The following is a 12,714-nucleotide window of genomic DNA, read 5'->3' as shown; positions in this document are numbered from 1 at the left end:
CCGTGCCACGCGCTCGCGCGGCGGCCCCGGGCGCCCCCGGCGCGCCCCCGGGGCGCCCCCGGGGCGCCCCCGGGGCTCTCTATGCTCGGGGCGTCGACGTCCATTCGCGGGACTACCAGATCGGGACCACCGTGCCGAAGCGCGCATTCATCACCGGGATCACCGGCCAGGACGGCTCGTACCTGGCCGAGCTGCTGCTGGCCAAGGGCTACGAGGTGCACGGCCTGGTCCGGCGTTCGTCGAGCTTCAACCGCGGCCGCATCGACCCGATCTACCTCAACCCCGAGGCGAGCGAGCGGCTGTTCCTGCACTACGGGGACATGACCGACGGCGTCAGCCTGGTCAACCTGGTCCTGGAGGTGCAGCCGCACGAGGTCTACAACCTCGCCGCCCAGAGCCATGTGCGGGTCTCCTTCGAGATGCCGGAGTACACCGCCTCGGCCGACGGCATCGGCACGGTGCGCCTGCTGGAGGCCATCCGCGCCGCCCGGCTCGACTGCCGCTTCTACCAGGCGTCCACCTCGGAGATGTTCGGCGCGAGCCCTCCCCCGCAGGCCGAGGACACCCTCTTCTATCCGCGCTCGCCGTACGCCGCCGCGAAGCTCTATGCCCACTGGATGACGGTCAACTACCGCGAGGCCTACGACATGTACGCCGTGTCGGGGATCCTGTTCAACCACGAGTCGCCGCGCCGCGGCGAGACGTTCGTGACCCGCAAGATCACCAAGGGAGTGGCCGCGATCAAGGCCGGCGTGCAGGACATCCTGATGCTCGGCAACATCGACGCCGTGCGCGACTGGGGCTACGCCAAGGAGTACGTCGAGGGCATGTGGCGGATGCTGCAGGCCGACGAGCCGTCCGACTTCGTGCTCGCCACCGGGGTGGGGACCTCGGTGCGGGAGTTCGTGCAGATGGCGTTCGAGCATGCCGACCTCGACTGGCACGACTACGTGATGTTCGACCAGCGCTACGAGCGCCCGACCGAGGTCGACGCCCTGATCGGTGACGCCTCCCGGGCCCACGACCTGCTGGGCTGGAAGGCCGAGACCGGGGTGCGCGCGCTCGCGGAGCTGATGGTCGACTCCGACATCGCCGCGCTCGCCGAGGGACCCGGCACCGAGCCGCGCTGATGGTGGCGCCTCCGGCCGCACTCGTCACGGGCGTCTCGGGCCAGGACGGGGTCCATCTCGCGCGGCTCCTCGCCGACCGCGGGACCCGGGTCGTCGGGACCGTCCGGCCCGGCGACCCCGCGCTGGCCGACATGGGCGTCTACCTCGGCGGGGTCGAGGTCGTCACGCACGACGTGCGCGACGACGAGGGCTTCCGTGCCCTGCTCCAGGCACACCGCCCCACCATGGTCTTCAACCTGGCCGGGTTCTCCTCCGTCGGCGCGAGCTGGGACCACCCCGAGCTCGTCGACGAGGTGAACGGCGCCGCCGCCGAGCGGATGCTCGCCGCCCTGCTCGACCATCGCGACCGGGCCGGCTTCGACGTGCGGTACCTCCAGGCCGGCTCCGCGGAGGAGACCGGCGACGCCGCCGACAGCCCCTACGCAAGGTCCAAGGTCCGCGCCCACGAGGCGACCACCCGCGCCCGGGAGGAGCACGACCTCTTCGCCTGCACCGCAGTGCTCCACAACCACGAGAGCCCTCTGCGCCCGTTACGGTTCGTGACCCGGAAGATCACCCGCGCAGCGGCCGAGATCGCCCTCGGACGCCGCGACGAGCTGGCCCTGGGCAACCTCTCGGTGGCCCGTGACTGGGGCGCTGCGGCCGACTACGTCGACGCGATGGTGCGGATGCTCCAGACGCAGGCGCCCACCGACCTGGTGATCGCCACCGGCGTCACCCACACGCTGCAGGACCTACTCGAGGTGGCCTTCGAGGCGGCCGGCGCCGGGGACCCCGCGGCGTACGTCGTGCCGGACCCGGCGCTGCTCCGACCGGCTGACTCGCCGACCATGACGGCGGACCCGTCCGAGGCGCGTCGCGTCATCGACTGGGAGGCGACGGCGAACTTCGAGGAGGTGGTCGCGCACATGGTGCGCGTCGACCTCGCGCGGTTGCGCACGGGCGTCGAGGAGTCGGTGGACTACCTGGACGTGCGCTGAGCTCTCAGCTCATTCCGGCGAGCGCCTGGAGGACCTGCTCCTTGCGGGGCGCACCCGCGGCCCGGGTGACCTCGACGCCGTGACCGTCGAGGACGATCGTCGTCGGTGTGCGCAGGATGCCCAGGCGGCGTACGACGTCGAGGTGGTGCTCCGCGTCGACCTCGACGTGGGCCACCCCCGGGACGACCTCCGCGACGTCGGTGAGGATCCGGCGGGTGGCGCGACACGGCGCGCAGAACGCCGAGGAGAACTGCAGCAGCGTCGCGCGCTCCCCCAGCTGGTCTGCCCACTCGGTGCCGGCCAGCAACGATGCCGGGGCGGGCTCGGTCGGTGTCTCGGCGTCACGGACCGGGTCGGCCCCCCGGAAGTGGCCGTCGGTCAACGCCCGGTAGGCGCCGAAGGCGAGCGCTGCCGCCACGGCGATGACGAGCACGAGGATTCCGGTGGGCACGTGATGGCTAACGAGGCGAGGCGTGTCGGCATTCCGGACCTCTCGGCGGTCGCGCGATCGGCCCCCGCTCTCGACTCACCAGGTCTCGAGGCTCGTCGCTGGCCCTCCTCGCACCTCGACCACCGAACGACGCGCCCCCCTCGACGGTCGAGGTGCGAAGGCGCCCTGGCGCCTGAGCCTCGAGACCGGCTACCCGCCAGCGAAGGGCGGGAGGAACTGCAGGGTCGAGCCGGGCGGGACCTGGAGGGCGGCGGGGTCCTCGGTGGCGACGGGGCGGTCGCCGAGGAGGACCGAGCAGACCCCGATGACGTCTAGGAGCCGGGTGTCGGGGTGGAGGCGAGCGACGCGCTCGACCACCTCGGCCAGAGATATCGGCCCGGTTACAGAGATCTCGTCGCCGTCGACGCCGGCCGCGGATCGTGCGGCGGCCCAGTAACGGACCTCGATGACCCCGGTCTCATTTAACTTGGAACGATCTACTGTGTCGGCCACGTTTCGCTACCATTCTCCTCAGATTCGCCCGACCGGAGCCCAGCGTTGCGTTTCGGTCCCCGCCCCATTGTCGGGAGGAGACCATTGTGAGCACACTGCTTCTACTCACGAGCGCCCTGCAGTCGTCAGCCGAGGTGCTGCCCGGTCTCGCGCTGCTGGGCCACCAGGTGAAGGTCCTCCCCGCCGAGGGCAGCGCCCTGCTCGAGGCGCCCGAGGCCGACCTGCTGCTCGTCGACGGGCGCCAGGACCTCGCCGGGGCCCGCGACCTGTGTCGCCTGATCCGTACGACGGGCACCGACGTCCCCGTCCTGCTCATCGTCACCGAGGGCGGGCTGTCGGTCGTCAACCACGACTGGGGCATGGACGACGTCGTCCTCCACACCTGCGGCCCGGCCGAGCTCGAGGCCCGCATCAAGCTCGCCATCGGCCGCCTCAACGCCCGCCGCGACGCCGCGGACCCCGACGCCCACGTCATCCGCTCCGGCGAGGTCGTGGTCGACGATGCGACCTACACCGCCAAGATCGGCGGGCGCTCCCTGGACCTGACGTTCAAGGAGTTCGAGCTGCTGAAGTTCCTGGCCCAGCACCCCGGGCGCGTCTTCAGCCGCCAGCAGCTGCTGCAGGAGGTGTGGGGCTACGACTACTTCGGCGGCACCCGCACCGTCGACGTCCACGTGCGTCGCCTGCGCGCCAAGCTCGGCCCCGAGAACGAGACCCTCATCGGCACCGTCCGCAACGTCGGCTACCGCTTCGTGGTCCCGGCCAAGGACAAGGAGGGCGCGGCCGACGCCGCGCTCGTCGCCGAGCGAGAGGGCCAGGACGCCTGAGCCGGCTCGGGCGAATCGCGCGCGCAGTACGGCGCTCTAGGCTGGCGCGATGAGTTCGCTGGAGGAGATCGCCGCCGCGGCGGAGAGGGTCGACGGCGCCGCACCGGTCGACGAGGGCACCTGGCGGGCACTGCGTCACCACCCCGAGCGCGTCCAGCAGTGGGGCGACGAGGACGGCTTCGCCCTGCTGGTCGGTGACGAGCTGAGCCTGGTCGTGCGCCCCGACGCCCGACGTCGCGGCGTCGGGCGCCGCCTGCTCGAGCAGGTTCTCTCCGAGCACGGCGATCGGACCCTGCTCGCCTGGTCGCACGTCGACCACCCCGGGGCGGCCGCCCTGGCCGCGACCCATGGCTTCGAGGCGGTCCGCGCGCTGTGGGTGATGCGGCGACCGACCACCGCGGCGCTGCCCCCGCTCGCCGTACCCGACGGGGTGCGGGTGCGCTCCTACGAGCCCGGCGACGCCGAGGAGGTGCTGCGGGTCAACGCGGCGGCGTTCGCACACCACCCCGAGCAGGGCGCGATGGACGCCGACGACCTGGCGGCGCGGATGGCGGAGGACTGGTTCGACCCGGCCGGTCTGCTCGTCGCCGACGCCGGCGACGGCCACCTGCTGGGCTTCCACTGGACCAAGCGCCACTCCCCCACCCTCGGCGAGGTGTACGTCGTCGGCATCGACCCGGCCGCCCAGGGCCGGGGTCTGGGCAAGGCCCTCACGCTCGCTGGCCTGCACCACCTCGCCGACGTCGATGAGGTGATCCTCTACGTCGAGTCGGACAACGCGCCCGCCGTCGCGGTCTACTCCGGCCTCGGGTTCACGCACGCCGCCGCGGACACGCACGTGCAGTACCGGCGCTGAGGAAGTGCACCACACACCGGGTTTCAGATGTGGACTGCCAGGCGCAGGGTCGACGTTCCGACGCCGCACGCAACCACGGCCCGTACACGCTCGGCATCGTTGGTCTTCGCGCCCCTGCTCCAAGGCTCGACGATTACGATCCTCAAGGCTGTTATTGCGCGGCGTCGACTGAGGTAACGTCCAAGTCCCCGCGTCGCCGGCGGGTCCGGCTCCGGCGACTCTGTACGTTAAGGGACATCCGCCCGTCGATCTCAACGGAGAAAGGTGAGGACGCCCTCACAGGGCCGTCAAGGCAGACACCGCGCTCTATGTCGCAAGGTTCGCTCTGTATGGTCAACCGAGCCGGATCGGCTACGTTGCACTCTGCCCGATTAACCGATGCAGCCAAGAATGAAGCACGCCCGACCCACGGAACAAGCAAACGTCACATCCAAGTTACAGCCGCCTAGACGGCAGTGACGCCGTGCTTCACCACTACCGCAAGTTCCTCAACGAAAGCTTTGTCCAGTTCAGTCACTAGCTCGCGCATTTCAAGGCGCGAACCCTCGAGTGCTCCTTTCACGATGGCATCCGCGACGAGATTAGGGGTGGCCTGTTCGTAGAACGTGGCTGCACGTGCCAACTTCGAGTCCACTAGAACTTGGAGACGCTCGGACACTACGGGCAGTCCATGCGTTACATAGAGAGACACTTTAGACGGAAAGCAGTACTGAGAGCCTTCCAGTTCTTCGCCTCGATACTGATGCGTACTCAGTCCAACGTCACAAGAATGGAGGAAGTCTGTCAATTCTCTCCCGCGCTTTTGACCATGGAACCTCACACATTGTCGCCCTATGGTGGAGTTGACTCTACGAATTTCGGCGTCTAGGGCGGCGATGGCTTCGTCGGTCCCGAAACCCAGAATATCAATGACGAAGTTCTCTGGCAAGAAGGCGGCAGACTTTGCTGCAAGTTCCGCACCCCTTCTGGAATCCACGACGCCTGCGTACACCGCGTGAACAACCTCGCCCCCATCTCTTCGCGAGGCTTGAGGAGGCAGGAAGTAGGTCCCGTGCGAGATCGCATAGAATTTTCCGCCCGAGAACTTTCGTGCGGCAATCGAACTGACGAAGAGGTACGCGTCAGCACTTCGCACAAAGCGCTCTTCGGCCATTCTCAGATTCGCGAAGCTCGACCACACAGTCGAATAGATTTCATTAACTTCCAGAACCAAGTGGAAGCGCTTAAATCTGCGCACGAGTGACAGAGGGCCAATGAGTGAGGGTGCGTGATACACAAGCACAGCCTCCCCTGAGCGAACTTCAGTGAGCAGGTAACGAATGACGTTCCACCAAGCCACTACGCGCGCGGCCGCGGAGCCAAACTTGGTGGGAAAGCGGCCAGCAGACAGATAGATGTGTCGTTCCCTCGGCCCTATGGCGTGCGCGACGCGCGGCAGTCTGCCCTCTCCCGCCTTGGCTCCGCAAGCGGAGACCAGCTGTACATCAGCCCCTGCCCGCAGCAGTGCAGACTTTGTGTACTCGATCTTATCGATGGCAGCCGGACTACCGGCGCGCTTCGCTGCCATCCCAGGCCCCACGTAGTGGCATAGGTAGTGCACGCGAATTCCCGCAAGGGGCCGCGCCGGCCCACCAGCGCCTAGGACACCATCATTGACCGAGCCGTACTGTGAGTCGATCACCGCTCGTCCACCCCCATTCCGATACCATCGATCTGACCTGCGGTCGACTCAGCGTAGGCCCCGAAGCCCAGCCAGCACCGACCTATTAGGTTGCCACTTCTTCCCGTAGCCCACAATCTCGGGTCACGTTTTCAATATCAGATTCGCGCCCTCGACCAGTCAACATTCCGCTTCACTACCCGCGAGGGATTCCCCGCCACAACCGTATTGCTGTCGACTACCCCGGTGACTACAGCACCTAAGCCAATTATGCAGCCGCTGTGGAGAACTGCACCCTTGAGAATCTTCGCAAAACTTCCCACCCACACGTGGTCGCCGATCTCAACATCTCGCGCGGGATTGATGCGGTCACGCGTCTCCTGATCCAGAATCGAATGCGAATCAGTAGTAACTATATGAATACCGCGAGAAAACATACAGCCACTTCCGATCGTAATCCGAGAACCGGGCTCGGCCGCCGCCACGTGGCCGCCATCAATAGTAGTGGCCTCACCTATAGAAATCTCGCATCCAGAATCTTCAAAGGCGATTTCAAGGTTATTCATTCGCACGTCGGGACCAATGACAAGCGTATGATTGTCACCCTGGATTGTAATCTTGACTCCTGCCAAGCGCGATCGGTCACCTAGGACGATGATATTATCGCTCCCATTTATCCGCAGCGTGGACTTCTTAACCAATGCAGTGCCATACTGGATTTGATTTCCAGTGCCCTTGACTTTTTTTTTGGATCCAGCAAGTAGGTTGTGAACCGTCGTCACTCGACGACTGTTTACGAGGTTGGCCTTCATTCCACTCATGGGCGTCAGCCTACCGATGTAGCGGCGGTGACGCTGGAGGTCCACTAGCGTCTCTTTATGAGGAACCAACACGCCGACACGCCTATCACCCACAGCGCGAGGACGGGCACGTCGCCGGTGTTGAGGCCGTGGGTCTGGTCGAAGGCAACGAGGGTGCTGCCCGCCCATGGCCCATGTCCCGCGAGGAGCAGCAGCGTGAGGCGCGAGAGGACGAGCCCCAGCAGGACGACGACCGCCAGCGCTGCGCCCTGCATCTAGCGGCGGGACCGGACGTGCAGGCCGATCTCGGGGTCGACGACCATCTCCTGGGCGGCCGGCATCGAGTCCGTGGTCAAGGTGGCGTCGAGGTCGACGTTGCGCTTGACCAGGCCCAGCGCGATCGGCCCGAGCTCGTGGTGGCGGGCGGAGGTGCCGACGAAGCCGACGGGCTTGTCACCCAGGAGCAGCTCGCTCTCGCGGACGGGCAGCCGGTTCTCGGAGCCGTCGAGGTGCAGGAGCACGAGCCGGCGCGGGGGGCGGCCGAGGGTGTGGACGCGCGCGACCGTCTCCTGGCCGCGGTAGCAGCCCTTGTCGAGGTGGACCGCCGTACCGACCCAGCCGACCTCGTTGGGGATCGTGCGGTGGTCGGTGTCGAGGCCGAAGCGCGGCTCGCCGCGGGCGATGCGCAGCGCCTCGAAGGCCCACAGCCCGCACGCCGGACCGGCGGCCTCGGCGAAGATCTCGAGCTGGCCGCGCGGGACGAGGTGGTAGGTGCCGTCGGGGCGCCAGGTGACGGCGATGTCGGCGCTCACGTCGGTGACCTCGACGCGGGTCATGAAGACCATCCGCTCGAGGAAGCCGAGGAGCGGACCGCTGGCACCGGGCTCGGTGAACGCGGTGAAGGACTCCCCGTCGTCGACCCCGCGGAGCTCGTGCTCGACGTGGCCGGTCGGGCTCAGGATCAGTGCCTGGGTCCACACGCCGGGCGGCAGGCCGGTGAAGAACTGGGTGGTGAGGTTGTGCAGCCAGTCGAGGCGGTCGGGGCCGGAGATCCGGACGACGTCGTGGTGGGAGAGGTCGACGAAGCCCTCGCCGCTCTCGAGCGTGCGCTGTTCGGTGTTGAAGGAGCCGTAGTGGGCGGCGACAGGGGCGTCGACGCCGTTGCCGGCGACCGCACCGGGCAGCGACAGCAGGGGCGAGAGCGTGGGGCCGGTCATGACTCACACCCTTCCGCGCAGGTCCCGAAGACGGTCAGGTGACCCACGTCCATGGCGAAGCCATGGTCCTCGCGGAGGGTCTCGCGCAGTGAGCTCAGCACACCTGGGTCAACGGAGGTGACGCCCCCGCAATTCCTGCAGACGGTGTGGAAGTGCTCATGGTCGGTGACCGAGTGGTACGTCGGGGCGCGATCGGACAGGTGCGCGTGGCGGACCAGCCCGAGCCCCTCGAGCACCTCCAGGGTTCGGTAGATCGTGGAGACGTTGACCGCCTCGGAGCGCCGCCGGACATGGGCCAGCACCTGGTCGGGCGTGGCGTGGCCGAGCTCCTCGACCGCGGCCAGGATCAGCTCTCGCTGCGGGGTGAGCCGGTGCCCGCTCTCCCGCAGTCGGCTGCGCCAGTCGGCCACGCTCACCTCCTCTGCAGACGGGCCCAGGTGTGGGGCTGCAGCGCCTGGCCCATGGCCGCCATGTCGAAGGCGTAGAGCAGGTCGCCCTCGACGTTGCCGTAGAGCCGGTGGCCGCCGACGTACTCCTTGGCGGTGTGGGTGCGCACGACGGCGTCGGTGCTGACCTCGACCTTGCCGCCCTCGGCGGCGCCGTAGTAGACCTCGACGAACCCGGTGTTGTGGGTGAGCAGCAGCTCCATCTGCCCGTCGGGCTGGCAGCGCAGGAAGCCGGTCTCCAACGCGGCGTCGCGCACCTTCTCCCCGGACTCGTCGATGATCCAGGAGCGGGAGAAGTAGTGCAGGAACGGCCGGCCGTCGTGGGTGAAGATCAGCTCCTGCCCGAACTGGAACGGCTCGATCGTCGGATAGTCACCGTGACCGTTGCCGGCCCAGGTGCCGAGCAGCCACGCCACCGGTCCGCACTGGGGGTGAAGGTTGTCCGGGAGTTCGAAGGCCACCCGTCCACCTTAATGTGTGCTCATGTCGCGATCACTCGTCGTCAAGGTCACCTGCGGCGCGGAGGACGCCGAGCGCTGCAACCAGGCCTTCACCGTCGCCGCCTCGGCCGTCGCGCTCGACGTCCCCGTCTCGCTCTGGCTGACCGGGGAGGCCGCGTGGTTCGCGGTCCCGGGCCGGGCGGCGGAGTTCGCCCTTCCGCACGCGACCCCGCTCCCCGACCTGCTCGAGCTGGTGATCGACAGGGGTCGGGTGACGGTCTGCTCCCAGTGCGCCGTACGGCGCGGGCTCACCCCCGACGACCTGCTGGCCGGCATCCACATCGCGGGGGCGGCGCTCTTCGCCGAGGAGATCCTGGCGCCGGACGCGCAAGCGGTCGTCTACTGATGTCACTACGCTCGTCCCCGTGAGCTCCACCCCACCACCCTCCGACGGTGAGATCGCCCGTCGCTGGCGCCGCAAGGGCCAGCCGGAGCCGACCGAGACCATCGAGCAGGCTCAGGCGCGCGCCGCGGAGATGATCTCCGCAGCGACCCACGCCGCCTCCCTGCACCGCGCGGCCGAACTGGCCGCGGCCGAGCAGGCCGCCGAGCGCCTGGTGGCCGAGGAGTCGGCTCGCGAGGCGTCGCTGGCCCGCGAGCGGGCCGAGCGCGCCACCTTCGAGCACGCGTCCGCCGCCGCGGTCGCGATCCAGGCGCGCGAGGCCGCCGAGCGCGCGCTCGCCGAGCACGCCGAGGCGCGGCGGGTGGCCGAGGAGGCCGCCGCCGAGACCGCCGTACGACGGGGCGAGGCCGAGGAGGCCGCCCGGCTGGCGGCCGCCGGCACCGAGGAGGCCACCGCGGCCCGCATCGCGGCCGAGGAGGCCGCCACCGCCGCCGCGCAGGGGCGCGAGGCCGCCGAGACGTCCGCGCGGGAGCGCGCGGAGGAGACCGCTGCCGCCGTGACCGCCCGTGCGGGAGCCGAGGAGGCCGCCACGTCGGCCGCGCGCGCGGCCGAGGAGGCCCAAAAGGCGCGTGCCGCCGCCGAGCAGTCGGCCGCCCAGGCCCTGCGCGACCGGGAGGCGGCGGATCGGGCCGCCGCCGAGCAGGCCCGTCTGGCCGGCGAGGCCGCGCAGGCCCGCACCGCCGCGGAGGAGACCGCCCGCGCCCAGAGCGAGGCCCGCTCAGCCGCCGAGCAGGCCGCCGCCGAGCAGGCCGCCGCCCGCCGCGCCGCCGACGAGTCCGCCGCCGAGCAGGCGCGCCTCGCCCAGGAGGCCCACACCGCGCGCCAGGTGGCCGAGGACACCGCGCGCCAGCAGGCCGAGACCGCCTTCGCCGCCGCCGAGACCCGCCTCGCCGCCGAGCACGCCGCCCGCATCCAGGCCGACGCCGCCGCCGACGCCGCCACCAGCGCCACCCACGCCCAGCACGCCGCCGCCGAGCAGGCCGAGCAAGCCCGCCTCGCCCACGAGGCCCGCACCGCCGCCGAGGAGACCGCCCGCGCCCAGAGCGAGGCCCGCTCAGCCGCCGAGCAGGCCGCCGCCGAGCAGGCCGCCGCCCGCCGCGCCGCCGACGAGTCCGCCGCCGAGCAGGCGCGCCTCGCCGAGGAGGCGTCCATCGCGCGCGCCGCGGCCGAGCACGCCTCCCGGGCCCAGGCCCAGACCGCCGAGGCGAGCGCGCGGGAGCGGCTCGCCGCCGAGGAGGCCGGACGGGCCCAGGCCGAGGCGGCGAGCGAGGCGACCGCCCAGGCGACCGCAGCGCAGCAGGCCGCCGCCGAGCAGGCGGAGTCGGCACGGTCGGCGCACGAGGCCCGCGCCGCCGCCGAGGCCGCCGCGCAGGAGTCCGCCCGGCTCGCGAGCGAGGCCCACGAGGCGCGCGCCCGGGCCGAGGCGGCGGCCTCCGCGGCGCTCGCGGCCAGGACCGTCGCGGAGCGGGACGCCGGCGCCCACGCCGACCGGGCCCTCGAGGTGGCCGCCGACCGTCTCGAGCTGGAGCGACAGCTCACCGCACTCACCCGCGAGGCCGCGGCGGTGGCCGAGACCCACGCCGCCGAGCTTGGGTCGCTGCGTGCCCAGCTCGACGAAGCCCTGGCCGAGGCGGCTCGCCAGGCCGGGCTGCGCGCCGAGGCCGAGCGGGCCGCCGAGAACCGCGCGATGGAGCGCAGCGCCGTCGAGGCCGCCGTACGCCGTCAGACCGAGCTGGTCGAGGAGACCCTGCGCGAGCGGCTCGAGGCCGAGCAGCGGCTCGCCGAGCTCACGCAGCACCTGGCTGCCGACGCGGCCGAGCCCGCCGACGCCCCTGACGGCGACGGCGACGACCACCAGCGCCCCCGCTGGCCCCGTCGGCGCCGCTAGGCCGAGAGCGCCGCGCGCAGGTGGGCGGCGATCTGCGCGACCGCCGCGGGCGTGCGGCGACCCACGCCCACGACCTGCAGGAAGCCGTGGATCTGGTCGGGGAAGCGCTGCAGCGTCACCTCGACCCCTGCCTCGGAGAGCCGCCGCGCGTAGGCCTCGGCCTCGTCGCGCAGCGGGTCGAACCCGGCCGTCGCGACGTACGCCGGCGCCAGGCCGGCGGGCAGCTCGGCGTGGCACGGCGAGAGCCGCGGGTCTCGCGGGTCCAGCTCGCGTGGGCGGTAGCACTCGTCGGCGAGGTCCATGAAGCGCCGGGTGAGGTAGAAGCCCTCGTCGAACATCGGGTAGCTGCGAGTGGCGTGCTCGGCATCGGTCATCGGGTAGACCAGCAGCTGGAACGCCAGGGGCAGGCCGCGCCGGGCGGCCTCCAGCGCGACCCCGGCGGCCAGGTTGCCTCCGGCGGAGTCACCGCCGACGGCCAGCCGGGCGGGATCGCAGCCCAGTGACTCGGCGTGCTCGAGCGCCCAGTCGTAGGCGGCCAGCGCGTCGTCGTAGGCGGCCGGGAACGGGTGCTCGGGCGCCAGCCGGTAGTCGATCGACAGCACCCGCACCCCGGCCCGCTCGGCCAGCACCCGGCACGGCGCGTCGTGGGTCTCCAGATCGCCGTACAGGAAGCCGCCGCCGTGGAAGAACACCAGCAGCGGCAGCGGCCCGGGCACCTCGGTCGGGGTGTAGAGCCGCGCGGGCAGACCCGCGACCGCGAGCTCGCGGACCGCACCGATCGTGGGTCGGCCCGCCACCAGCCGGGTCTGGTGGAGCAAGGCCCGGCGGCCGTCGGTGATCGGCAGGGTCTCGACGCCGGGAACCCGTCCGAGTCGCTGCAGCCGCAGCGCCAGCTGGGTCTCGGTCGCCAGCCGCTGCCCGTCGCGCAGCACCGGCCGGCCGGCCAGGACCCGCTGGACCGGCTCCGGCAGCGCCATCGCGCCCCGGAGCGCCGCCGCCTCGAAGGCCGCTCGTGCCGCTGCCGCCGCTCCCCGTCCGCTCACGAGGGTGGAGGGTAGCCGCCA

At 70.7% G+C, this 12,714-nt stretch carries 15 protein-coding genes; 6 read left to right on the top strand and 9 right to left on the bottom strand.

What is annotated here, in order from left to right:
• Window positions 1-131 precede the first annotated feature (131 nt).
• Window positions 132-1,130 carry a GDP-mannose 4,6-dehydratase gene (gmd, locus tag LRP67_RS06525; protein ID WP_231269376.1) on the top strand — a complete coding sequence of 333 codons (999 nt, stop codon included), beginning with the start codon at window positions 132-134 and terminating at the stop codon, window positions 1,128-1,130.
• Window positions 1,130-2,110, top strand: coding sequence for a GDP-mannose 4,6-dehydratase (locus tag LRP67_RS06520; protein ID WP_231269375.1), 981 nt, complete (start codon window positions 1,130-1,132; stop codon window positions 2,108-2,110). Before gmd ends, LRP67_RS06520 begins: the two co-directional genes overlap by 1 nt.
• A gap of 4 nt (window positions 2,111-2,114) precedes the next feature.
• Here the strand turns inward: LRP67_RS06520 and LRP67_RS06515 are convergent, their stop codons facing one another.
• Entirely contained in the window at window positions 2,115-2,561 is a 447-nt protein-coding gene (locus LRP67_RS06515; RefSeq protein WP_231269374.1) for a thioredoxin family protein, read from the bottom strand.
• 189 nt (window positions 2,562-2,750) lie between these two features.
• Complete coding sequence (locus tag LRP67_RS06510) at window positions 2,751-3,053, bottom strand: MoaD/ThiS family protein (protein WP_231269373.1); 303 nt, start codon at window positions 3,051-3,053, stop codon at window positions 2,751-2,753.
• Between the two features lie 86 nt (window positions 3,054-3,139).
• Here LRP67_RS06510 and LRP67_RS06505 point away from each other — a divergent pair, with 86 nt between their 5' ends.
• On the top strand, window positions 3,140-3,880 hold the full coding sequence (locus LRP67_RS06505; RefSeq protein ID WP_231244648.1) for a response regulator transcription factor: 741 nt from the start codon (window positions 3,140-3,142) through the stop codon (window positions 3,878-3,880).
• Between the two features lie 49 nt (window positions 3,881-3,929).
• Window positions 3,930-4,736, top strand: a complete 807-nt coding sequence (gene mshD, locus LRP67_RS06500) for a mycothiol synthase (RefSeq protein ID WP_231269372.1) — start codon at window positions 3,930-3,932, stop codon at window positions 4,734-4,736.
• A gap of 445 nt (window positions 4,737-5,181) precedes the next feature.
• On the opposite strand, the gene LRP67_RS06495 is transcribed toward mshD, so the two are convergent.
• The 6 genes from LRP67_RS06495 to LRP67_RS06470 form a co-directional block, all read right to left on the bottom strand.
• Entirely contained in the window at window positions 5,182-6,303 is a 1,122-nt protein-coding gene (locus tag LRP67_RS06495) for a hypothetical protein (protein WP_231269371.1), read from the bottom strand.
• A gap of 251 nt (window positions 6,304-6,554) precedes the next feature.
• Window positions 6,555-7,217 (bottom strand): acyltransferase, encoded by a 663-nt coding sequence (locus LRP67_RS06490; protein ID WP_231269370.1) that lies wholly within the window; start codon window positions 7,215-7,217, stop codon window positions 6,555-6,557.
• 44 nt (window positions 7,218-7,261) lie between these two features.
• The gene (locus LRP67_RS06485; protein WP_231269369.1) at window positions 7,262-7,471 is read right to left on the bottom strand and encodes a hypothetical protein; all 210 of its coding nucleotides are present in this window, start codon (window positions 7,469-7,471) and stop codon (window positions 7,262-7,264) included.
• Window positions 7,472-8,413, bottom strand: coding sequence for a folate-binding protein YgfZ (locus tag LRP67_RS06480; protein WP_231269368.1), 942 nt, complete (start codon window positions 8,411-8,413; stop codon window positions 7,472-7,474). It abuts the gene before it with no gap.
• Window positions 8,410-8,823 carry a Fur family transcriptional regulator gene (locus tag LRP67_RS06475; RefSeq protein ID WP_231269367.1) on the bottom strand — a complete coding sequence of 138 codons (414 nt, stop codon included), beginning with the start codon at window positions 8,821-8,823 and terminating at the stop codon, window positions 8,410-8,412. The genes LRP67_RS06480 and LRP67_RS06475 overlap by 4 nt, the downstream gene beginning before the upstream one ends.
• Window positions 8,824-8,825: 2 nt before the next feature.
• Window positions 8,826-9,320 carry an FABP family protein gene (locus tag LRP67_RS06470; protein WP_231269366.1) on the bottom strand — a complete coding sequence of 165 codons (495 nt, stop codon included), beginning with the start codon at window positions 9,318-9,320 and terminating at the stop codon, window positions 8,826-8,828.
• 22 nt (window positions 9,321-9,342) lie between these two features.
• Here LRP67_RS06470 and LRP67_RS06465 point away from each other — a divergent pair, with 22 nt between their 5' ends.
• Both LRP67_RS06465 and LRP67_RS06460 read left to right on the top strand, forming a co-directional pair.
• Complete coding sequence (locus LRP67_RS06465; RefSeq protein ID WP_231244642.1) at window positions 9,343-9,705, top strand: DsrE family protein; 363 nt, start codon at window positions 9,343-9,345, stop codon at window positions 9,703-9,705.
• Window positions 9,706-9,724: 19 nt separating this feature from the next.
• Window positions 9,725-11,650 (top strand): hypothetical protein, encoded by a 1,926-nt coding sequence (locus LRP67_RS06460; RefSeq protein ID WP_231269365.1) that lies wholly within the window; start codon window positions 9,725-9,727, stop codon window positions 11,648-11,650.
• Here LRP67_RS06460 and LRP67_RS06455 read toward each other — a convergent pair.
• Window positions 11,647-12,693, bottom strand: coding sequence for an alpha/beta hydrolase (locus tag LRP67_RS06455; protein WP_231269364.1), 1,047 nt, complete (start codon window positions 12,691-12,693; stop codon window positions 11,647-11,649). The genes LRP67_RS06460 and LRP67_RS06455 overlap by 4 nt on opposite strands.
• Between the last annotated feature and the right edge of the window lie 21 nt (window positions 12,694-12,714).

The organism is Nocardioides sp. cx-169 (assembly GCF_021083605.1).
GTDB lineage: Bacteria > Actinomycetota > Actinomycetes > Propionibacteriales > Nocardioidaceae > Nocardioides.
Note: the sequence above shows the minus strand (reverse complement) of the source record. Positions and strands in the feature narration are given on the sequence as shown.

Bases quoted from the DNA above. Each gene is read 5' to 3' on its own strand.
- LRP67_RS06520 (WP_231269375.1), top strand. From the start codon at position 1,130: ATGGTGGCGCCTCCGGCCGCACTCGTCACGGGCGTCTCGGGCCAGGAC.
- mshD (WP_231269372.1), top strand. From the start codon at position 3,930: ATGAGTTCGCTGGAGGAGATCGCCGCCGCGGCGGAGAGGGTCGACGGC.
- LRP67_RS06495 (WP_231269371.1), bottom strand. From the start codon at position 6,303: ATGGCAGCGAAGCGCGCCGGTAGTCCGGCTGCCATCGATAAGATCGAG.
- LRP67_RS06490 (WP_231269370.1), bottom strand. From the start codon at position 7,217: ATGAGTGGAATGAAGGCCAACCTCGTAAACAGTCGTCGAGTGACGACG.
- LRP67_RS06485 (WP_231269369.1), bottom strand. From the start codon at position 7,471: ATGCAGGGCGCAGCGCTGGCGGTCGTCGTCCTGCTGGGGCTCGTCCTC.
- LRP67_RS06480 (WP_231269368.1), bottom strand. From the start codon at position 8,413: ATGACCGGCCCCACGCTCTCGCCCCTGCTGTCGCTGCCCGGTGCGGTC.
- LRP67_RS06465 (WP_231244642.1), top strand. From the start codon at position 9,343: ATGTCGCGATCACTCGTCGTCAAGGTCACCTGCGGCGCGGAGGACGCC.